16 protein-coding genes and 1 other RNA gene are annotated in these 19918 nt (G+C 72.3%); 13 read left to right on the top strand and 4 right to left on the bottom strand.

Annotation, left to right across the window (positions count from 1 at the left end):
* Positions 1–76: 76 nt before the first annotated feature.
* On the bottom strand, positions 77–3772 hold the full coding sequence (locus ACFVX4_RS04965) for an FHA domain-containing protein (protein WP_389971962.1): 3696 nt from the start codon (positions 3770–3772) through the stop codon (positions 77–79).
* 498 nt (positions 3773–4270) lie between these two features.
* On the opposite strand from ACFVX4_RS04965, the gene ACFVX4_RS04960 reads away from it, so the two are divergent.
* The 4 genes from ACFVX4_RS04960 (at position 4271) to ACFVX4_RS04945 (ending at position 9922) form a co-directional block, all read left to right on the top strand.
* On the top strand, positions 4271–5956 hold the full coding sequence (locus tag ACFVX4_RS04960) for a serine/threonine-protein kinase (RefSeq protein WP_389971960.1): 1686 nt from the start codon (positions 4271–4273) through the stop codon (positions 5954–5956).
* A gap of 181 nt (positions 5957–6137) precedes the next feature.
* On the top strand, positions 6138–7376 hold the full coding sequence (locus ACFVX4_RS04955; protein ID WP_389971958.1) for a serine/threonine-protein kinase: 1239 nt from the start codon (positions 6138–6140) through the stop codon (positions 7374–7376).
* Between the two features lie 94 nt (positions 7377–7470).
* Positions 7471–8577 carry a peptide chain release factor 2 gene (gene prfB / locus ACFVX4_RS04950; protein ID WP_389971956.1) on the top strand — a complete coding sequence of 369 codons (1107 nt, stop codon included), beginning with the start codon at positions 7471–7473 and terminating at the stop codon, positions 8575–8577.
* Between the two features lie 388 nt (positions 8578–8965).
* The gene (locus tag ACFVX4_RS04945) at positions 8966–9922 is read left to right on the top strand and encodes a hypothetical protein (protein ID WP_389971954.1); all 957 of its coding nucleotides are present in this window, start codon (positions 8966–8968) and stop codon (positions 9920–9922) included.
* 120 nt (positions 9923–10042) lie between these two features.
* Here the strand turns inward: ACFVX4_RS04945 and ACFVX4_RS04940 are convergent, their stop codons facing one another.
* Positions 10043–10243 carry a hypothetical protein gene (locus tag ACFVX4_RS04940; protein ID WP_389971952.1) on the bottom strand — a complete coding sequence of 67 codons (201 nt, stop codon included), beginning with the start codon at positions 10241–10243 and terminating at the stop codon, positions 10043–10045.
* Between the two features lie 269 nt (positions 10244–10512).
* Between ACFVX4_RS04940 and ftsE the strand changes: the two genes are divergently transcribed.
* From ftsE to ssrA, 5 genes are all read left to right on the top strand, one after another.
* Entirely contained in the window at positions 10513–11202 is a 690-nt protein-coding gene (ftsE, locus tag ACFVX4_RS04935) for a cell division ATP-binding protein FtsE (RefSeq protein ID WP_266746501.1), read from the top strand.
* Between the two features lie 23 nt (positions 11203–11225).
* Positions 11226–12143: a permease-like cell division protein FtsX gene (ftsX, locus tag ACFVX4_RS04930; RefSeq protein ID WP_385323756.1), complete on the top strand. Its 918-nt coding sequence runs from the start codon at positions 11226–11228 to the stop codon at positions 12141–12143.
* A gap of 67 nt (positions 12144–12210) precedes the next feature.
* Entirely contained in the window at positions 12211–13446 is a 1236-nt protein-coding gene (locus ACFVX4_RS04925) for a S41 family peptidase (protein WP_389971949.1), read from the top strand.
* An 18-nt stretch (positions 13447–13464) separates the two neighbouring features.
* Positions 13465–13953 (top strand): SsrA-binding protein SmpB, encoded by a 489-nt coding sequence (gene smpB / locus ACFVX4_RS04920; RefSeq protein WP_389971944.1) that lies wholly within the window; start codon positions 13465–13467, stop codon positions 13951–13953.
* 109 nt (positions 13954–14062) lie between these two features.
* Positions 14063–14432: a transfer-messenger RNA gene (gene ssrA / locus ACFVX4_RS04915) on the top strand.
* A 60-nt stretch (positions 14433–14492) separates the two neighbouring features.
* Here the strand turns inward: ssrA and ACFVX4_RS04910 are convergent.
* The gene (locus ACFVX4_RS04910; protein WP_389971943.1) at positions 14493–15752 is read right to left on the bottom strand and encodes an MFS transporter; all 1260 of its coding nucleotides are present in this window, start codon (positions 15750–15752) and stop codon (positions 14493–14495) included.
* 83 nt (positions 15753–15835) lie between these two features.
* Between ACFVX4_RS04910 and ACFVX4_RS04905 the strand changes: the two genes are divergently transcribed.
* From ACFVX4_RS04905 to ACFVX4_RS04890, 4 genes are all read left to right on the top strand, one after another.
* Complete coding sequence (locus tag ACFVX4_RS04905; protein ID WP_389971941.1) at positions 15836–16840, top strand: LysR family transcriptional regulator; 1005 nt, start codon at positions 15836–15838, stop codon at positions 16838–16840.
* A 240-nt stretch (positions 16841–17080) separates the two neighbouring features.
* Complete coding sequence (locus ACFVX4_RS04900; RefSeq protein WP_389972116.1) at positions 17081–18244, top strand: uroporphyrinogen-III synthase; 1164 nt, start codon at positions 17081–17083, stop codon at positions 18242–18244.
* A 130-nt stretch (positions 18245–18374) separates the two neighbouring features.
* Positions 18375–18701 carry a DUF4259 domain-containing protein gene (locus tag ACFVX4_RS04895; protein WP_389971939.1) on the top strand — a complete coding sequence of 109 codons (327 nt, stop codon included), beginning with the start codon at positions 18375–18377 and terminating at the stop codon, positions 18699–18701.
* 74 nt (positions 18702–18775) lie between these two features.
* Positions 18776–19339: a GNAT family N-acetyltransferase gene (locus ACFVX4_RS04890; protein ID WP_389971937.1), complete on the top strand. Its 564-nt coding sequence runs from the start codon at positions 18776–18778 to the stop codon at positions 19337–19339.
* A gap of 14 nt (positions 19340–19353) precedes the next feature.
* Here the strand turns inward: ACFVX4_RS04890 and ACFVX4_RS04885 are convergent, their stop codons facing one another.
* Entirely contained in the window at positions 19354–19905 is a 552-nt protein-coding gene (locus ACFVX4_RS04885; protein ID WP_389971935.1) for a GNAT family N-acetyltransferase, read from the bottom strand.
* Positions 19906–19918: the final 13 nt, after the last annotated feature.

Genomic DNA, 19918 nt, shown 5'->3' with positions numbered 1-19918 from the left:
ACCGCTTCTCGTGTCAACTCCTTGATCGTGATGGGCTCGTGACGCGATGTCAGTGGATGTCCGGACCCGGTCTCCCTCAGGAGTGGACGGGCCCGAACGGGGCTATCGGCTCGGCGTTCACCGAACGGGCCGCCCACTCCAGCGCACTGGCCAGCAGCGCCAGGTCGGTCGGTCCGTTGCCCAGCTCACGGACCGGGCGCCGGGTCGGCGGATCGCCCATCCGCTCCCACTCCAGCGGCACGACGGTGGGCCGCAGCGTGGCGGTGCGCGGGATGCGACCGGTCACCCGGCCGCCCTGGAACGGCGTCACCCGCCCGTCGGGATGCCCGAGCCTGCCCCGTCCGGGCGCCGGGCCCTCCGGCGACGGCGGGACCACCGGTGCGTCCAGCACGATGCGCAGCCGGGCCCCGTGGGCCAGGTCCGTGTCCTCCGTACGGTCCGGGCGGGCGGACGCCGCGACCAGGTGGACGCCCAGCCGGCCGCCCTCCCTCGCCACCGCCTCCAGGGCCCGCACCACCGAACCCGCGGCGGGGCGGCCGGGGCTGCCGAGCGCCGGGGCGACCAGCGCGTCGAAGTCGTCGACCAGGACGACGAGCCGGGGCAGCGGGGACGGCCCGGGGTCCGAGGAGCGGGCGGCGGGGCGCAGCCGGAGCGTCCCGCTCATCGGGGCGTCCACGTCACCGCGCTGTTCCGCGGTGGTCGGCGGGCGCTGGCCGACCATCCGCCGCGCCACCTCGTGCCGGTGGTGCCATTCGGCGAAGTCGTACGGGCCGAGCAGCTCGGCGCGGCGCTTCAGCTCACCGCCCAGCGCCTGGGCGAACTCCCGCATCCGCACCGGATCGGAGGCCACCAGGTGCGTGAACGCGTGCGGGAGCTCGGTGCAGGGGCGAAGGCCCTCGCCGCGGTCGCCGCCCGCGCCGTCGACCAGCAGGATGCCCAGCAGGTCGGGCCGGGCCGCCGCGGCGAGCGAGGCGGCGACGGCCCGCAGCAGCTCCGTGCGTCCGCTGCCGGCCGGTCCCTCGATGAGGAGGTGGGGACCCTCCTCCGCCAGATCCACGCTGACCGCGCCCCGCGGCCCGGCCCCGAGCACCACCACGGGCCGCCCGACGGCCGCGGGGGCGGCGGCGGGTGTGCCGGTGTCCGGGTCGGCGCCCGCGTCCGCTGCCGCCCCGGCGGCGGTGCGTCCGGCCGCGGCGGCGCTCTCGGCGCCTCGCGCGGCGACCCGGGGAGTGTCGCCGCCGCGCGGCCCGCTGACCCGGTTCGAGCCGCGTCCGGACCCGGCGGAACGGAGACTGTCGGCGCCCTGGACGTCGGCGGCGCGGTCACCGTCGCCGGCCCAGGAACCGGTCCCGGTCCCGGGTACGGTCCGCGAACTCGGGTTGTCCCCGGGCGAACTGCCGTACCGCTGCCCGCCGACCCGGCCCGCGGAACCGCCGGGATACGGGGCGCGCCCGGAGTCGGGGTACGGGGTGCGGCCCGAGTCCGGGTACGGGGTGCGGCCGGAGCCGGGGTTGTCGTGGCCGTCGCCGGGGGCGAGGGGGTGGCCAGGGGTGCCGATGTGGGTGGCGTTCTCGCTGCCGGGGTACGGGGTGCGGCCCGAGCCGGGGGCGTATCCGCCCGCGCCGTCCGGGCCCGGCGCGGCGCCCCTGCGCTGGGCGCCCACGCGGGGACCCGCGCCGCGCGGATACTCCGTACGGCCCGAACCGCGGGTGCCCGCATCGGCGCCGTCGTCCGCGCCGCCGCCCGCCGGTCCGCCCGTCCAGCGGCCCGAGCCGCGCACCGTGGCGCCGGGCTGGTCGTCCGCGGTGGAGGCCCAACGGGCCATCAGGGAGGCCGGGGTGGCACGGGCCAGGCCCAGCTCGTCCAGCAGACGGGCGGTGGTCGGCACCGAGGCCGTCGCCGATCGGCCGTGGGCCGTGGCCGAACCCTCCGTTCGCAACGGGGCCAGCGCCCGGCCGAACCGCTCGGCCCAGTGCGCCGACACCGCGTCCACCGCGGCGACCGTGCCGCGGCCCGCGGCCCGGCCGTCCGCCGTCCGCAGCAGCCGCAGGGCCGTCGCCACATCGCCGCTCAGCATCGCCACCGCCCCGCACTCGCGGAACGCGATCGAGGCGTGGCAGGCGGCCTCGTACGTCGCCGCGACCGGTGAGGTGGGTGTGGCGGCCGGGGTCTCGGCCAGACAGATCAGATGGATGCCGGCCGCGGCACCGGCGGCGGCCAGCCGGGCGGTGTTCTCGCGCAGCGCCGCCGAGCCCGGGTCGCCGTCGACGATCACCACGGTGTACGGACCCGTGTACCGCTCCGCGGCCTCGGTGACCGTACCCCGGTCCAGGCTCGCCCAGCCGGGCCCGAGCGGACCGTCGTCCAGTCGGCGCACCAGCTCCGTCACGCGGGCGGTGGCCTGTTCGCGGTCGTACGCGAGGAGCAGCCGGCAGTCCTGGCCGTGCATCGGCCGCAGATGGGGCAGCCAGCCGAGCCAGGCCCACTCGCGCCTGCGCTCGTCCGCGCCGCGGGCGCGGTCCGTGCTGATCAGGACGATCTCCAGATCGGCGGGGGAGTGCAGCGCGGCGAGCTGCGCCACCGTGGAACGGGCGAGTCCGGCCAGCCGGGTCCGCGGCCCGGCGAGCCCGAGCGAACCGGCCTCCCGCAGCCCCACCGTCACCGGCACGGCGGGCAGCTCGGCCCGGTCCGTCGTCCCGAGGCGCACCACGAGCGCCTCGGGGTGGGTGGTGCCGCGCTCCCACAGCCGGGGGCCGGGGCCGAGCGCGGTCAGCAGCACGGCCGCCGGGTCGGGCCAGACGCTCTGCGCGGCGGCCCCCGACGGCGCCGCCTGGGCGGCCGGGAACGGCGGCTCGGTCGCGCCCGCGCCGTCGGGCGTCGCCTCGTGCACGGGCTCGCCCCTGTTGCCCGCGAGTCTGCGCGCCCAGGCGCCTATCCCGCCCCGTCGCGGCGTCCCGTCGTCCGGGACGGGGGCGGGGTGCCCGGAGGAGGACGTCCGGCGGGCACCGGTCCGCCCGTCGTCGTCGCTCCCGTACGCGTGACCGGTGCCGGAATCCTCGTGGGGGACGGGCCCGGGGCCGGGGGAGACGGCCGGGGCGTATCCGTGACCGGAGCCGTCGTCGGCTGTGCCGGACACCCGCAGATGACCCTCGCCGTCCGGGGCCGTCGCCAGCGTCGGCGCGGGCGCGCCGGAGGTCAGCCGGAGCGTGGACTCGCCGAGCCGCAGCAGCGCACCGGGCTTCAGCCGGACCGGGCGGTCGCGGACCTCCGTACCGTCGAGCAGGGTGCCGTTGGTGGAGCCGAGGTCGGCCACCGAGACCCGGCCGTCGGTGGAGACCGTCACCGCGCAGTGCAGCCGGGACACATCGGGGTCGTCGAGCGGGACGTCCGCGTCGGTGGAGCGGCCGATCCGGATCCGGCCGCCGTGCAGCAGATGGACCCCGCCCGCGTCCGGCCCCGCGACCACGTGCAGCCGCGCCGGGACGGCGTCGTCCACCGCCTCGTCCTCGCCCGGGACCTGGAGCGAGAGCATCGCTCCGTCCACCAGCGGTGGTTCACCCAGCGCGCACCGCTGGGCATCGAGCCGCTCGCGCCCGGCGAACAGCACCACCGCGCCGCTGCCGAGCGAGCCGTCGGGCCCCAGGACGGCCGCGGCCAGGTTGGACGCCACGGTGGCGAGCGCCGTCCCCGACGGGGCGGTGACCAGCACGTCGCACGCGCGCGCCGGGGTCTGGCCGCTGCGCGGCGCGAGGACGGTCAGCCGGATCTGCATCGCCGTCAGCGGTCCCTTCTGCGCGGGGCGCCGGGCAGGGGAAACGCCCTGTGATTCCCCCCACCCGACACGGACGCGTCGTCCGGTACAGGTTCGTCACGTGCCGCAGGGCTCCCGGCCCCACAGTTCCGTGCTGGAGGCATCCTCGCACCTGCCACTGACAACACGCCCGGGGGTCACCGCTAAGTGATCTTGAAACGTCGGCTGTGCGCCCATAAGTGCCTGCTTGGAACGTCGTCCACGGGGACGGAACCGTTCCGGAAGGGCGTCCGAAACGGTTCGTCGCACACGGGTGCGGCAACCATCCGTCCGATGTGAGCGTCTTGTCCCGCGACCGGCCGGTGCCTCCTCGGGGCGGCATCCGGCCAACGGCGGACAGGGCGACGAAGGCAACCGGACGGAGCTGCCAGGCCCCGCCGGACAGGCCCTAGAGTAGGCGGAACTCCCGGGCGGATCCGGGAGCACCGCAATCACCACGATCTGCAGGGAGCGCATGACGTGCGGCCGGTAGGCAGCAAGTACCTCCTGGAGGAGCCGCTGGGACGCGGCGCCACGGGCACCGTCTGGCGTGCCCGCCAGCGGGAGACCGCGGGCGCCGAGGCGGCTGTCGCCGGCGAGCCCGGCGAGACCGTGGCGATCAAGGTCCTGAAGGAGGAGCTCGCCAACGACGCCGACATCGTGATGCGGTTCCTGCGCGAGCGCTCCGTGCTGCTCCGGCTCACCCACGAGAACATCGTGCGCACCCGCGACCTGGTCGTCGAGGGCGACCTCCTCGCCCTCGTCATGGACCTGGTCGACGGACCCGACCTGCACCGCTACCTCCGCGAGAACGGCCCGCTCACCCCGGTCGCCGCCGCACTGCTCACCGCGCAGATCGCCGACGCGCTCGCCGCCAGCCATGCCGACGGCGTCGTCCACCGCGACCTGAAGCCCGCCAACGTCCTGCTCGACGAGCGCGACGGCCAGATGCACCCGATGCTCACCGACTTCGGCATCGCGCGCCTGGCCGACTCCCCGGGGCTCACCCGGACCCACGAGTTCGTCGGTACGCCCGCCTACGTGGCGCCCGAGTCCGCCGAGGGCCGCCCGCAGACCTCCGCCGTCGACATCTACGGCGCGGGCATCCTGCTGTACGAGCTGGTCACCGGCCGCCCGCCGTTCGCCGGCGGCACCGCCCTCGAAGTGCTGCACCGGCACCTCAGCGAGGAGCCCCGCCGCCCCAGCACCGTCCCGGCCCCGCTGTGGACGGTGATAGAGCGCTGCCTGAGCAAGGACCCCGACCGGCGGCCCAGCGCCGAGAACCTGGCCCGCGGCCTGCGCGTCGTCGCGGAGGGCATCGGCGTGCACGCCAGTTCCGCCCAGATCGCCGCGGCCGACGGCGTGGGCGCCCTGCTCGCACCCGATCCGGCGCCCGCGGCCGTTCCGGAGACCCCCGGCACGGCGGACCCGACGCAGGTGCTGCCGAGCAACGCGGGCTCGTACGACCCCAACGCCGCCACCAGCCTCATGCAGCACGCTCCCGGCCAGGGCCAGGCGGGCGGGCACGCCGACCCGACCTCGGTCATGCCGCCCGTGCCGCCGCGCCCGGACGGCTCTCCGCAGCCCGAGGGGCCGCACCCCTGGCAGTCCCAGCTCCAGGCGGCCCGCGACCGTAACGAGCAGACCCAGGTCCAGTACCTCGACCCGGGCCAGGACCCGCTGCGCCGCCGCCCCCAGCGCGCCCAGCCTCAGCAACCACAGCACCAGCAGCCACAGCCGCAGCGGCGGCAGCCGCCTCCGCAGCATCAGCAGTACCAGCAGCCGCAGCAACAGCAGTACCCCCAGCACCACCACCAGCAGCAGTACCAGCCGCAGCCCCAACAGCAGCCCCAGCGCCAGCAGTACGCGCCCCCGCAGCAACCGGTGGCGCCCCAGCCGCCGGCCCCGCGTCAGCCCCGCGAGCCGAGGCAGCGCAGCGCCAACCCGATGAGGATCCCCGGCCTCGGCTGCCTCAAGGGCTGTCTGTTCACCGTGGTGCTGCTGTTCGTCGCGGGCTGGCTGATCTGGGAACTGACCCCGTTGCAGGACTGGATCGGCCAGGGCAAGAGCTACTGGCAGGCGATCAGCGACACGGTCTCCACCGTCACCGACTGGATCTCGAAACTGGGCGGCAGCAGCGACGGCGGCGGCAACACCAACCCCTGAGCAGCCGCACCACCATCAACTCTGTAGCTATATCGACTTCCGCGGGCCAGTTTCCACCGCATATCGCCCGCGGAAGTGAAGGTTGGCACCATCCCGGGCACTCAACCCCCCGGCCGACGCGTAACTTTGTCGACCGGGGGTCATGAGCGACGGTCCATCGCCAGCCGCTGAGGGAGCAGTCTTGGCACGGAATATCGGCAGCCGGTACACCGCACACCAGATCCTGGGGCGCGGCAGCGCCGGCACGGTCTGGCTCGGCGAAGGGCCCGAGGGCCCGGTGGCCATCAAGCTGCTCCGCGAGGACCTCGCGTCAGACCAGGAACTCGTCGGCCGCTTCGTCCAGGAGCGCACCGCCCTGCTCGGTCTCGACCATCCCCATGTCGTCGCCGTCCGCGACCTCGTGGTGGACGGCAACGACCTGGCACTGGTCATGGACCTGGTACGCGGCACCGACCTGCGCACCCGCCTCGACCGCGAACGCCGCCTCGCGCCCGAGGCCGCCGTGGCGATCATCGCGGACGTCGCCGACGGCCTCGCCGCCGCACACGCCGCCGGCGTGGTCCACCGCGACGTCAAGCCGGAGAACATCCTGCTCGACATGGAGGGCCCGCTCGGACCCGGCGGCTCGCACCCGGCGCTGCTCACCGACTTCGGCGTGGCCAAGCTGATCGACACCCCGCGCCGCACCAAGGCCACCAAGATCATCGGTACGCCGGACTACCTGGCCCCCGAGATAGTCGAGGGGCTGCCGCCGCGCGCCGCCGTCGACATCTACGCCCTCGCCACGGTCCTGTACGAACTCCTCGCCGGCTTCACGCCCTTCGGCGGCGGACACCCCGGCGCCGTCCTGCGCCGCCACGTCACGGAGGCGGTCGTACCGCTCCCCGGCATCCCCGACGAGCTCTGGCAGCTCCTGGTCCAGTGCCTGGCCAAGGCCCCCGCCTCCCGGCTGCGCGCCTCCGAGCTCGCGGCCCGGCTGCGCGAGCAGCTCCCGCAGCTGGCCGGCATCCCGCCGCTCGACGTGGACGAGCCGGACGCCGAGCCGGAACCCCAGGCGTACGACGAGCAGCAGTACACCCCCGCCCCCGAGGAACCCCGCCGCCGCGGCGCGGTCCCGCTGGTACCCGGCTCGTCCGCCGACTCCAACCGCGACACCCACACGAGCATGCGCGTCCCGGCCCCCGACGAACTCTCCGGCGGCCCCCGCGGCACGGCCAGGGCCCCCCGCTCCCCGGGCACGCCCCGCCCCGGCTCGGCCCGCAACAAGTCCGCCGCCGTCCGCAAGCGCCGCCTCACGCTGGGCGCCGCGGCCCTGGTACTGGTGGTGGCGCTGGGCGTGGGCGGCTGGCTGGCGCTGAGCGGCGACGACGAGGGCGCACCCGCCCAGGACACGGGGAACTCGGCGCCGGGCACGCCCTGACCCGAGGGCCCGCGAGGGCGCCGCGCACGTGATCGCCGGGACGTGATCATGCGGCCCGAGGAACGTCCGTGCCGACAGCCGTTACGCTGGACCCGTGGCAGTCGTCGATATTTCCGAAGAGCTGAAGTCCCTCTCCTCGACCATGGGGTCGATCGAGGCCGTCCTGGACCTGGATGCGCTGAGGGCGGACATCGCCGCGCTCGAGGAGCAGGCGGCCGCGCCTTCCCTCTGGGACGACCCCGAGGCGGCGCAGAAGATCACCAGCAAGCTTTCGCACCTCCAGGCCGAGGTCCGCAAGACCGAGGCCCTCCGCAACCGGATCGACGATCTCGAAGTCCTCTTCGAGCTCGCCCAGGACGAGGGCGACGCCGATGCCCTGGCCGAGGCGGAGTCGGAGCTGGAGTCCGTCCGCAAGGCGCTGGACGAGATGGAGGTCCGTACTCTCCTGTCCGGCGAGTACGACTCCCGCGAGGCCCTGGTCAACATCCGGGCCGAGGCCGGTGGCGTGGACGCGGCGGACTTCGCCGAGAAGCTCCAGCGCATGTACATCCGCTGGGCCGAGCGGCACGGCTACAAGACCGAGGTCTACGAGACGTCGTACGCGGAAGAGGCCGGCATCAAGTCGACCACCTTCGCCGTCCAGGTGCCGTACGCCTACGGCACGCTCTCCGTCGAGCAGGGTACCCACCGGCTCGTCCGGATCTCGCCCTTCGACAACCAGGGCCGCCGCCAGACGTCCTTCGCGGGCGTCGAGGTGCTGCCGGTGGTCGAGACGACCGACCACATCGAGATCGACGAGTCCGAGCTGCGCGTGGACGTGTACCGCTCCTCGGGCCCCGGTGGTCAGGGCGTCAACACCACGGACTCCGCGGTCCGTCTGACCCACCTCCCGACCGGCATCGTCGTCTCCTGCCAGAACGAGCGCTCGCAGATCCAGAACAAGGCGTCCGCGATGAACGTCCTCCAGGCGAAGCTCCTTGAGCGCCGCCGCCAGGAGGAGCAGGCCAAGATGGACGCCCTCAAGGGCGACGGCGGCAACTCCTGGGGCAACCAGATGCGGTCGTACGTCCTGCACCCGTACCAGATGGTCAAGGACCTGCGTACGGAGTTCGAGATGGGCAACCCGGAAGCGGTCTTCAACGGCGAGATCGACGGCTTCCTCGAGGCGGGCATCCGCTGGCGCAAGCAGCGGGAGAAGTAGGAAGAAACAAGCGTTCACGGCGGTGCCGGAAACCCCACGGGGTCTCCGGCACCGCCGTTTTCGTCGGGGCGACCTCATGACCCGGCCGCCCCCGAAGGGGAGTTGGGGCTCCTGGTTGCGCGGGAGCTGTGGCGAGTGCGTCACAGTCGTGATTCCGAATGAAGGTCAACTGCGAACAAACCAGTACATATTGCACGGAACGGCCTTGACGTAGTCCTTAACTGTGGACAGGGTGCTAGGGCAGCATGCGTATGTCTGGGACGGGTGTGAACGGGGGCGGGCGGCATGACCACGGCTCTGTGTGGCGCCGTTCGGAGCGAACTCCGGAGAGCCGGGGCCCGCATATGGCTGCTCCACTGACGAGAACAGCTACTGGGGGTAGCAGCACATGACGAAGAAGACGCGAGTCCGCGTCGCGCGGATCGCCGCGGGTGCGGTCATCGCCGCGGGCGCCTCGCTCACCGCCGCCGGTGCAGCTTCGGCGGTCGGCATTGGCGTCGACCTCGGCGTCGTGTCCACGAAGGCCGAGGTCGACGAGGGCGGTCTGGGCATCGACGCCGACATCAAGGGTCCGCAGGGCGATTCCGACGGCGGTGGCCCGGGCGGTGTCGACGAGGGACAGACGTCCGGCACCGGCACGTCGGGCACGGAGGGTTCTTCCGGCACCGAGGGCACGTCGGGCACGGAAGGCACGTCCGGCACGTCGGGTACGGAGGGTTCTTCCGGCACCGAGGGCACGTCGGGCACGGAGGGCACGTCCGGCACGTCGGGTACGGAGGGTTCTTCCGGCACCGAGGGTACGTCGGGTACGGAGGGTTCTTCCGGTAACTCGGGTACGTCCGGTAACTCGGGTACGGAGGGTTCTTCCGGTAACTCGGGTACGGAGGGTTCTTCGGGTAACTCGGGTTCTTCCGGTAACTCGGGTACGGAGGGTTCTTCGGGTAACTCGGGTACGTCCGGTAACTCCGGCACGGAGGGTTCTTCCGGTAACTCGGGTACGTCCGGCACGTCCGGCACGTCGGGCACCTCCGGCAACGGTGGCAACGGTTCCTCCGGCACCTCCGGCAACGGTGGTACCACCGGTAACGCCTCCACCGGCTCCACCACCGGCGGCGACGACGCCAACACCTGCACCGTCGACCTCGACGGCGCGAAGTGCGCGAACAACACCACCCCCGACTCCGCCGGCAACCAGCCGGTCGAGCAGGGCAAGGGCAAGGACGAGCTCGCCGAGACCGGTGCCGCCGAGACCACGTTCCTGCTGGTCGGCGCCGCGACGATGATCGCCGGAGGCATCGGCTTCCGGATCCTGCCGCGCCTGATGAACGGCCGTACGGTCGCCTAAGGGTCACCCGCGGTAACAACTGCACAGCTACGCACAGAGGGGCCCGGGACGCCGATCGGCATCCCGGGCCCCTCCGCGTACACGTACCGGCGCCTGCGGGCCGACAGGCTGGGCGCGCGGCTACACGGTCTGGTGCGCCAGCAGCGCCAGCGCGCCCAGCAGCACCACCAGCAGGGCCACGAGCATCACCGGGTTCAGCCCGGCGAACATTCCCTGCTCCTGTTCCTGCTGCAGCCGCGCGCGGCTTGCCCGGCAGACGGGGCAGCGGCCCTCGTTGACGGGCGCCGCGCAGTTCGCGCACACCAGTCGGTCATAGGTCATGCGCTTTCCTCCTCCCGCGCGGCGGAGCCGCATACGCTCTGTCTCCGCACAACGCTCATGGAAACGCAACCGTTCCCCCTACCACTGTGCCAGCTCGCGCGGATTTCGGCGCGGCCCGCCGGAGATCACCCGTTCCGTCGCACTTCGGACCCGCTATCGGCCGGTACCGTTCCGCCATAAATCGCCCATCCCCGGACGCGCGCCTGCACGCCTCAGTCCGGTTCGCGTATGGTCACGCACACCTACTCCCGGCCGACCGTGGTGCATCCGTGATCCGATTCGACAACGTCTCCAAGACCTACCCGAAGCAGAGCCGTCCCGCTCTACGGGATGTGTCTCTCGATATCGAGAAGGGCGAGTTCGTCTTCCTGGTGGGCTCATCCGGCTCCGGCAAGTCCACCTTCATGCGACTCATCCTCCGCGAGGAACGCGCCAGCCAGGGCATGGTTCACGTCCTGGGCAAGGACCTCGCGCGCCTGTCCAACTGGAAGGTGCCGCACATGCGCCGCCAGCTGGGCACGGTGTTCCAGGACTTCAGGCTCCTTCCCAACAAGACCGTTGCGGAGAACGTGGCGTTCGCGCAGGAGGTCATCGGCAAGCCGCGCGGTGAGATCCGCAAGGCGGTGCCCCAGGTTCTCGACCTGGTCGGCCTCGGTGGCAAGGAGGACCGGAGGCCCGGTGAGCTCTCCGGTGGTGAGCAGCAGCGCGTGGCGATCGCGCGGGCGTTCGTGAACCGCCCCATGCTGCTGATCGCGGACGAGCCGACCGGCAACCTCGACCCGCAGACCTCCGTCGGCATCATGAAGCTGCTGGACCGGATCAACCGGACCGGCACCACCGTGATCATGGCGACCCACGACCAGAACATCGTCGACCAGATGCGCAAGCGCGTCATCGAGCTGGAGCAGGGCCGTCTCGTACGTGACCAGGCCCGCGGCGTCTACGGCTACCAGCACTGAGCATCGAGCACTGAAAGGACGCCATGCGCGCCCAGTTCGTCCTGTCGGAGATCGGCGTCGGCCTCCGTCGCAACCTCACGATGACCTTCGCCGTCGTCGTCTCCGTCGCCCTCTCGCTCGCCCTGTTCGGCGGCGCGCTGCTCATGCGCGAGCAGGTCAGCACGATGAAGGACTACTGGTACGACAAGGTCAACGTCTCGATCTTCCTCTGCAGCAAGAGCGATGTGACCTCGACGCCCAAGTGCGCCAAGGGTGCTGTGACCGCGGAGCAGAAGAAGGAGATCGAGGGCGACCTCCACAAGATGGACGTCGTCGACACGGTCACGTACGAGTCGGCCGACCAGGCGTACAAGCACTATCAGGACCAGTTCGGCGACTCGCCCATGGCGAGCAACATCACGCCGGACCAGATGCAGGAGTCGTTCCGGGTCAAGCTCCACGACCCGAAGAAGTACAAGGTCGTCGCCACCGCCTTCGCCGGCCGTGACGGGGTGCAGTCCGTCCAGGACCAGAGAAGCATCCTGGACAACCTCTTCCAGCTGATGAACGGCATGAACGTGGCCGCCCTCTTCGTGATGGCGCTGATGCTGGTCATTGCGCTGATGCTGATCGTGAACACCGTCCGGGTGTCCGCGTTCAGCCGACGGCGCGAGACGGGCATCATGCGGCTCGTCGGCGCCTCCGGCTTCTACATCCAGATGCCGTTCATCATGGAGGCCGCGTTCGCCGGTCTCATCGGCGGTGTCCTGGCCTGTGTGATGCTGCTGGCCGGCCGGTACTTCCTGATCGACGGCGGACTGGCACTCCAGAGCAAACTGAACCTGATCGACTTCATCGGCTGGGACGCGGTCTTCACCAAGCTGCCCCTGGTCCTGGCAATCGGCCTGCTGATGCCCGCCGTTGCCGCGCTCTTCGCACTCCGCAAGTACCTCAAGGTGTGACATGCGCCCCCTGGGCGCGCGGCCAACCGGCCGTGCGCCCAGGGGGCGTTGTCCTAGACTCGGCGACATGTCGGGCCCCACGCAGTGTTTCGGGCCCCGCGGCGTGCGCCGCGGGGCGGCCCTGACATTGGTTTTCGCGAGCGTGCTGGCCACCGGAGCGGTCACCGGCGCGCTGCCACGCGGCAGCGCGAAGTCCGAGGACTTCGCGACCCGTTCCGTGGCCTCCACCGTCGACCGCGACGAGGTGGCCGACGCCGCCGCCCGAGCCGTGGCCGACGGCAAGTCCGGCAAGGAGGCGGCCGAGGAGGTCGTCAGCCGCAGCGGCGACCGCTGGGGCGCGGTGTACGACGAGCGGCAGTACGAGGAGTTCGAGCAGGCCCTGGACGGCTCGTACACCGGCGTCGGGCTCGCCGCGAAGCGCTCCGCCGACGGGCTGGTCGAGGTGGCCCGGGTGCAGCCCGGCGGCCCCGCCGACCGGGCCGGCATCGAGCCGGGCGACCTGCTCCGTACGGTCGACGGCCACCGGGTCGACAGGCGCCCCGTCGCCGAGGTCGTCGCCCTGCTGCGCGGAGACCGTACGGAGGCCGTCGCGGGCAGCACCGTCGTCCTGGGCGTCGAGCGCGGCGCCGGCCTGCGGACCGAGACGCTGCGCCGGGCCAGGCTCACCACCGAGGCCGTGACCGTGCGACGGATCGGACCGACCCGTTCCGTCTCCTCCTCCGCCTCTCCCGATTCCTCCGGCTCCTCCGATTCCTCCGGCTCCTCCGGGGCCGTCATGATCGAGGTCGACTCGTTCACCAGGGGCTCGGGCGCCAAGGTCCGTGACGCGGTCCGGGACGCACCGTCGGACGCCGGGGTGCTCCTCGACCTCCGCGGCAACTCCGGCGGACTGGTCACCGAGGCCGTCACCGCCGCCTCCGCCTTCCTGGACGGCGGCCTGGTCGCCACGTACGACGTGCACGGTGAGCAGCGCGCCCTCTACGCACAGCCGGGCGGCGACACCGACCGGCCCCTCGTCGTCCTGATCGACGGTGGAACGATGAGCGCCGCCGAGCTCCTCACCGGCGCACTCCAGGACCGGGGCCGCGCCGTCACCGTCGGCTCGCGGACCTTCGGCAAGGGTTCGGTCCAGATGCCCAGCAAGCTCCCGGGCGGCTCGGTGGCCGAGCTGACCGTCGGCCACTACCGCACCCCGGCGGGCAGAGGCGTCGACGGCCGGGGCATCACCCCGGACCTCGCGGTCGGCTCCGGGGCCGAGCAGCGGGCCGAGACAGTATTGAGTGGCCTCGGGGGTGGGTCGTAGTGCGAAAATGGCCGCACTATGGCTAAGGAAAAGGACACAGGGCGCAAGCTCATCGCGCAGAACAAGAAGGCGCGGCACGACTACCACATCCTCGACACCTACGAGTGCGGCCTCGTACTCATGGGCACCGAGGTCAAGTCGCTGCGGCTGGGCCGGGCCTCCCTGGTGGACGGCTTCGTCCAGATCGACAGGGGCGAGGCATGGCTGCACAACATCCACGTGCCCGAGTACGTGCAGGGCACCTGGACCAACCACTCGGCCAAGCGGAAGCGCAAGCTGCTGATGCACCGGGCCGAGATCGACAAGCTGGAGTCGAAGTCGGGCGAGACGGGCCACACGATCGTGCCGCTCGCGCTGTACTTCAAGGACGGCCGGGTCAAGGTCGAGATCGCGCTCGCCAAGGGCAAGAAGGAGTTCGACAAGCGGCAGACCCTGCGCGAGAAGCAGGACCTGCGGGAGACCAACCGCGCGGTCTCGGCGGCGCGCAGGCGCCAGCGGAGCGCGTAGGGCGGGGCTCCGCCGGGCGCCGGCAGGAATAGGCTGGCATCGTCGTGCGTTGGTCACGTACGATGGCACTGCACTCCACAGCGGGTGCGCGCATTTGATAAAACAACATGGGGATGATCGGTTTCGACAGCGGATGTCGAAGCAGGGGAAGCGTGTCGAGGAAGCGGCAATGATCTCGTAAACCATATGTCGCAACCAATAATCGCCAACACCAAGCGCGATTCCTTCGCCCTCGCTGCCTAAGTAGCGACTTGCGAAGTGTCAGCCCGGGGGTGATCCCGACCCGGATCCTGGCATCATCAAGGGATCTAAACTTCTAGACCCGGTCACGGGGCCTGGAAGGAAATCAAACAGTGGCTGAGCCCGTCGGAGACTTGTTCGCGTGATCTCCGGGGCTGAGAAAAGCGCAGCGAACTGCACACGGAGAAGCCCTGATTCTGCACCGTTGGACGCGGGTTCGATTCCCGCCATCTCCACAATTCCCATGTGAACGAGGACCCCGTTGCCCACCGGCAACGGGGTCCTCGTTCTTGTGCCGGTCATCGGCTCCGGGGAGTCCGGACCCCGGCCGCCGCGACGGTCAGGGCCAGTGCCGCCGCGCAGACCGGTACGACGTACCCCGTCACCTGTCCCGTGTGCTCCACCATCCAGCCGCCGGTCGCCGAACCCGCGGCGATGCCGCCCAGCAGTGCGGTCACGGCCAGCGTCATGCCCTCGTTCAACTGGCCCTCCGGGGTGAGGCGTTGCACCAGGGTCATGCCGGTGACCATGGTCGGGGCCGTCGCCGCGCCGGCCAGGAGCAGGGCGCCGGCGAGGGCGAGCAGGGAATCGGTCGAGGCGGTGGCGAGCAGGGGCAGGGACATCAGCGCCGTCATCCCCGTCAGGCAGATCAGCAGCCGGCGACGGATGTCCGCGGCCGGGCGCAGCGACCCGTAGAGCAGCCCCGCCACGCACGATCCGGCCGCCTGGAGGGCGAGGATCGCGCCCCCGGCGTGAGCGATGGTGATGACCTCCATCGCACCGAAGACCGCGCCGGTGGCGAGGAAGGCGGCGAGCAGCGCCGGCATGCCCCGGGTGCGGAGCGGGGAGCCCGCGTGGGTGCGGGGCGCCACCGGTGGTTCGGTGGCGCGCTGGGCGGCGAAGATCAGTACGCCGGTCATCAGCAGGATCGCCCCGACGAGTGTTCCGGCCTCCGGGAAGAGCGCCGCGCACAGCAGCGCGGCGAGGGCCGGGCCGAGCATGAAGCAGAGTTCGTCCGCGGCCTGTTCGAAGGAGTTCGCGGTGTGCAGGGCGGCCGGGTCGTCCCGGTGCAGATGGGCCCAGCGGGCCCGGGACATCCCGCCGGTGTTGGGCGTGGTGGCGGTCGCGGCGTAGGAGGCGAAGAGGGTCCAGGTCGGGGCGCCGTAGTGCACGCAGAGCAGCAGGGCCAGCGAGCCGAGCGCGGCGATCGCGGTGGCGGGCACCGCGACCCTGGCCTGTCCGTACCGGTCGACGAGCCGGGCCGTCCAGGGGGCGACCACCGCAGTGGCGGCGAGGCCGGTCGCGGTGACGGCTCCGGCCAGGGCGTACGAGCCGCGCGAACCGGCGATCATGATGACCGCGCTGACGCTGAACATCCCCATGGGCAGCCGGGCGAGGAGATTGCCCGCGGTGAAGGCGCGGGCGCCCGGGGTGGCGAGCAGCCTGCGGTACGGGTTGGTGGACGCCCGCCGGGCGGGGGCGGTGCGCGGGGCGATGACCAGCAGGTCACCGGAGACGGCGAGCATGGGGGCGGTGGACGGTGTTCTCTCGTACGGCATGGATCCACCCTCGGGGCGCACGGTCCGCGGGGTCCAACACCTTCTCCGTACCGATTAACGCATCTGTGTTGTAAATTCTGGGGGTGGCCTCCTTCGCTGCCGATGCGGGCACCCAGACGCATACCCATACCGATCCCCGGCTGCTCCGGGCCTTCGTCGTCGTCGCCGAGGAACTGCACTTCACCCGTGCCGCGGCCCGGCTCTACACCGCGCAGCAGGCGCTGAGCCGGGACATCCGCAGGCTGGAGCGCGAACTGGGCGCCGAGCTGTTCGTACGGACCACCCGGCAGGTCTCCCTCACCCCGGACGGTGACCGGCTCCTCCCTTACGCGCGGCGGGTGCTGGAGGCGCACGACGATCTCGCCGCCGCCTTCGCCGATCCCGCGGTCAGACCGCTCTTCGTCGACCTCAACACCGACGGCATGACGGCCGCCCGCGTCCTCGCCCGCGCACGGGAGCTGGCCCCGGCGTGCGAGCTGATGGCGCGCTTCGAGAGCGGACTCACCTGGGCCGCGGGGGAGATCCTCGCAGGGCGGCTCGACGTCTCGTTCGGCCGCGCCGCCGGACTCGACCCCGCGGTACGGGCACGGCTCGGCGTGCAGCCGGTGCGGTACGAGCCGATGGCCGTGCTGTTCCCCGCCGATCACCCGCTCGCCGCGCACGAGGCCGTCGCGTTGGACGATCTGGCGGGCGAGACCGTCTACGCGGGCGCCGGAAACCCCCGCACCCTGGAGTGGACGGACCTCGCCCGGCTGCTCTTCGCCGAATGGGGCATCGAACTGGCGCCGCCCGTCCCACTCGCGATCGGTGTGGCCGAGTTCCAACGGGTCATGGCCAAGTCGCCGCGCTACCCGATCCTGTGCGTGACCGACTTCCCTCCGATGCCCGGCACCGTGTTGCGACCGCTGGTCCGGCCCGTACCGCTCTCCCCGTTCCTGCTGGTCTGGCGCAAGGGGCTGCGCCACCCCGGCCTCGACGCCCTGCGCGAAGCCGCGGAACAACTGGGTGCCGAGGAGGGCTGGATGGTCCGTCCCGGCGGCAGCTGGCTTCCCGGGCCCGACGCGTCCCTGATGGTGAATCCCGCCTGACCGCGCCGGTCGTCGACCGGGGAGACCGTCAACCGCGCGTATACCTTCGCCGGGCCGGATCCCACCGGGCCCGTGCCCGGGAAGTCGCTGTTCAGCGGCGTCGGGGCAGGATCATGTCCGCTCGGTGTCAGGTGACGTAACGGGCGGGAAATACGGGTGAACCAGCCCTGTCACGCATCATTGGCAGGCTCGCCCCTCGGCATCATCGGGCAGCAGCGGGACGAGAGCCGGGAAGACCACATGCACGAGGACGAACAGCACGGGCCCCTCGCGGGCTTCACCGTCGGGGTCACCGCCGCACGGCGCGCGGAGGAGTTCGGCGCGCTGCTGGAACGACGGGGCGCCACGGTCCTGCACGCGCCCGCCCTGCGGATCGTGCCGCTCGCCGACGACGGCGAACTCCTCGCCGCCACCCGGGCAATCATCGAAACCGTCCCCGACGTGGTCGTCGCCACCACCGCGGTCGGCTTCCGCGGCTGGGTCGAGGCCGCCGGGGGCTGGGGCCTCGGCGACCGGCTGCTGGAGGCCCTGCACGGTACCGAACTGCTGGCCCGCGGCCCCAAGGTCAAGGGCGCCGTCCGGGCCGCCGGGCTGACCGAGGCGTGGTCACCCGCCTCCGAGTCCCTGGCCGAGGTGCAGGACCGGCTCCTGGACGAGGGCGTGGCGGGCCGCCGCATCGCCCTCCAACTGCACGGCGAACCCCTCCCCGGCTTCATCGAGTCGCTGCGCGCCGCGGGCGCCGAGGTCCTCTCCGTACCCGTCTACCGCTGGACGGACCCCGAGGACATCACCCCGCTCGACCGGCTGCTCGACAGCACCCTCGCCCGCGACCTGGACGCGCTCACCTTCACCAGCGCCCCGGCCGCCGCCTCGCTGCTCGGCCGGGCCGAGAAACGCGGACTGCTCCCGGAACTCCTGGGCGCGCTGCGCGACGACGTCCTCGTGGCCTGCGTCGGACCGGTCACCGCCCTGCCGCTGCAGGCCCGCGGCATCGACACCGTCCAGCCGGAACGCTTCCGGATCGCCCCGCTCGTCCAGCTGCTCTGCCAGGAACTCCCCGCCAGGACCCCCGCGTTGCCGGTCGCTGGACATCGGGTCGAGATCCGGGGGCACGCCGTGATCGTCGACGGCGAACCGCGCCCGGTGCCGCCCGCCGGAATGGCGCTGCTGCACACCCTGGCCCGCCGGCCGGGCTGGGTGGTGGCCCGCGCCGACCTGCTGCGCGCACTGCCCGGCGGCGGCACCGACGAGCACGCGGTGGAGACGGCCATGGCGAGGCTGCGTACGGCACTGGGCGCGCCCCGCCTCATCCAGACGGTCGTCAAACGCGGCTACCGGCTGGCGCTGGACCCGGCGGCCACGGACGGCCCGGATGCCGGTCCGGGGAGCGGTCCGGCCTGCTAGGCCCTGTTGTCAGTCCTCCTTGCTAGAACGGAGGCAGGCAGGAAAGGCCATGGAAAGACCAGTGGAAGGGGACCCCGTGGGTACCTGGGGCAGCGGGAATTTCGACAGTGACACGGCTGCGGATCATCTTTTGGGTATCACCGGACGGCTCGTCTCGGAGATCGAGGAGGCGATGGCCGACGACCCGGTCGTCCTGGAGGCCGACGAATACTGGGGCGTCGCCGTGCCGTGCAACGTCGAGCTGCTGTCACTGATCGCGGAGCAGGGCCACGTCGGCGCGAGCGTGCCGGAGGTGGCGGTGGTCGAGGGCTGGAAGAAGAAGTTCATGGACGTGTGGGAGCGGACCATCGACGACCTGGGGCCCAAGCAGGAGTACAAGGAGGACAGACGCGCCGAGCTGATCCGCACCTTCGACCGGCTGACGGCCCTCGCGGAGCGGGAGCACGCGGCGCAGTGAGGGGGCGCGGGGCAGGCGTGGGCCGGAACCGCACCGGCCGTGGGGCCGGAACCGCACCGGGATAGCGTGCGGGGATGATCCAAGACATCCACCGGCTCGACGCGGAGGTACGACTCCGTCCCGCCGCCCCGGCCGACGCCGAGTCCCTCGCCGTTTCGCTGACCCGCAGCCGCGCGTACATGCAGCCCTGGGAGCCCGTGCGGCCCGACTCCTTCTACGCCGAACAGGGGCAGCGGGAGCGGCTGGCCGGGATGTTCGCGGACCGTGACGCGGGGCGTGGGATGTCCTGGGTGCTCGCCGACGAGGCGGATCGCGCGATCGGCGGGTTCAACCTGAACAGCATCGTGCTCGGGCCGTTCCGCAGCGGGACGCTCGGTTACTGGGTCGATGTCGAGTACACGGGCCGCGGCCTGGCCACGACCGCCGTGCAGCGGATCTGCGAGGTGGCCAGGGACGGGCTGCGCCTGCACCGGGTCGAGGCGGGGACGATGGTGGACAACGTCGCCTCGCAGCGGGTGCTCGCCAAGTGCGGCTTCGAGCAGTACGGGACGGCCCCGCGCTACCTCCACATCAACGGAGAGTGGCGCGACCACTTCCTGTTCCAGCGGATCCTGCACGACGGTCCGCCGACGGGCTGAGCACCCGTGGACGGTTACCGGGCACCGGCACGCAGCCGCACATGCCGGTGCCCGTCCAGTGGCCACGGCGGTCGCGCCGGTAGCACCTCCACGAAGTCGTACCCGCTCTTCTCCGCGACCCGGCAGGACGCCTCGTTGCCCAGCTGGTGCATCAGCTCCAGCCGCATCAGCCCGTCCCCGGCGAACGCCTCGAACGCCCAGTCGCCGAGCGCCCCGAGCGCCAGCGGCGCGACCCCCCGGCCGCGGGCGGGCGCCGCCGTCCAGTAGCCGACCTCCCCGCTGCCGGAGCCCGGTGCGGGGTACTTGAGCGCCACGTTGCCGACCAAGGCACCACCGCGGTCGCGGTCCACCACCGCGAAACCGAAGCGGCTGCCGGACTCCCTGCCCTCCTGCTGCGCCCGCAGCCACTGCTCCGCCCCCGCCTCGTCCATGACCTGCGTCAGCAGCGTGGCGCGCATCGCGGGATCGCGGTACGCCTCGATCAGGGCCGGGGCGTCGTCGGCCCGCCAGGGCCGGAGCAGCAGCGGGCCGGCCGAAAGGACGGTGGTACCGAGATCGTTGCTCATGCGGCCACCGTAC

Origin of the sequence: Streptomyces sp. NPDC058240, assembly GCF_042882135.1 — a bacterium.
Classification (GTDB): Bacteria; Actinomycetota; Actinomycetes; order Streptomycetales; family Streptomycetaceae; genus Streptomyces.
The sequence above is the reverse complement of the archived record's forward strand: the minus strand, read 5'-3'. Positions and strand labels throughout refer to the sequence as shown.

Excerpts from the sequence above, each read along its gene's own strand:
- ACFVX4_RS04965 (WP_389971962.1), bottom strand. The coding sequence starts at position 3,772 with ATGCAGATCCGGCTGACCGTCCTCGCGCCGCGCAGCGGCCAGACCCCG.
- ACFVX4_RS04945 (WP_389971954.1), top strand. The coding sequence starts at position 8,966 with ATGACGAAGAAGACGCGAGTCCGCGTCGCGCGGATCGCCGCGGGTGCG.
- ACFVX4_RS04940 (WP_389971952.1), bottom strand. The coding sequence starts at position 10,243 with ATGACCTATGACCGACTGGTGTGCGCGAACTGCGCGGCGCCCGTCAAC.
- ftsX (WP_385323756.1), top strand. The coding sequence starts at position 11,226 with ATGCGCGCCCAGTTCGTCCTGTCGGAGATCGGCGTCGGCCTCCGTCGC.
- ACFVX4_RS04925 (WP_389971949.1), top strand. The coding sequence starts at position 12,211 with ATGTCGGGCCCCACGCAGTGTTTCGGGCCCCGCGGCGTGCGCCGCGGG.
- smpB (WP_389971944.1), top strand. The coding sequence starts at position 13,465 with ATGGCTAAGGAAAAGGACACAGGGCGCAAGCTCATCGCGCAGAACAAG.
- ACFVX4_RS04910 (WP_389971943.1), bottom strand. The coding sequence starts at position 15,752 with ATGCCGTACGAGAGAACACCGTCCACCGCCCCCATGCTCGCCGTCTCC.
- ACFVX4_RS04900 (WP_389972116.1), top strand. The coding sequence starts at position 17,081 with ATGCACGAGGACGAACAGCACGGGCCCCTCGCGGGCTTCACCGTCGGG.
- ACFVX4_RS04890 (WP_389971937.1), top strand. The coding sequence starts at position 18,776 with ATGATCCAAGACATCCACCGGCTCGACGCGGAGGTACGACTCCGTCCC.
- ACFVX4_RS04885 (WP_389971935.1), bottom strand. The coding sequence starts at position 19,905 with ATGAGCAACGATCTCGGTACCACCGTCCTTTCGGCCGGCCCGCTGCTG.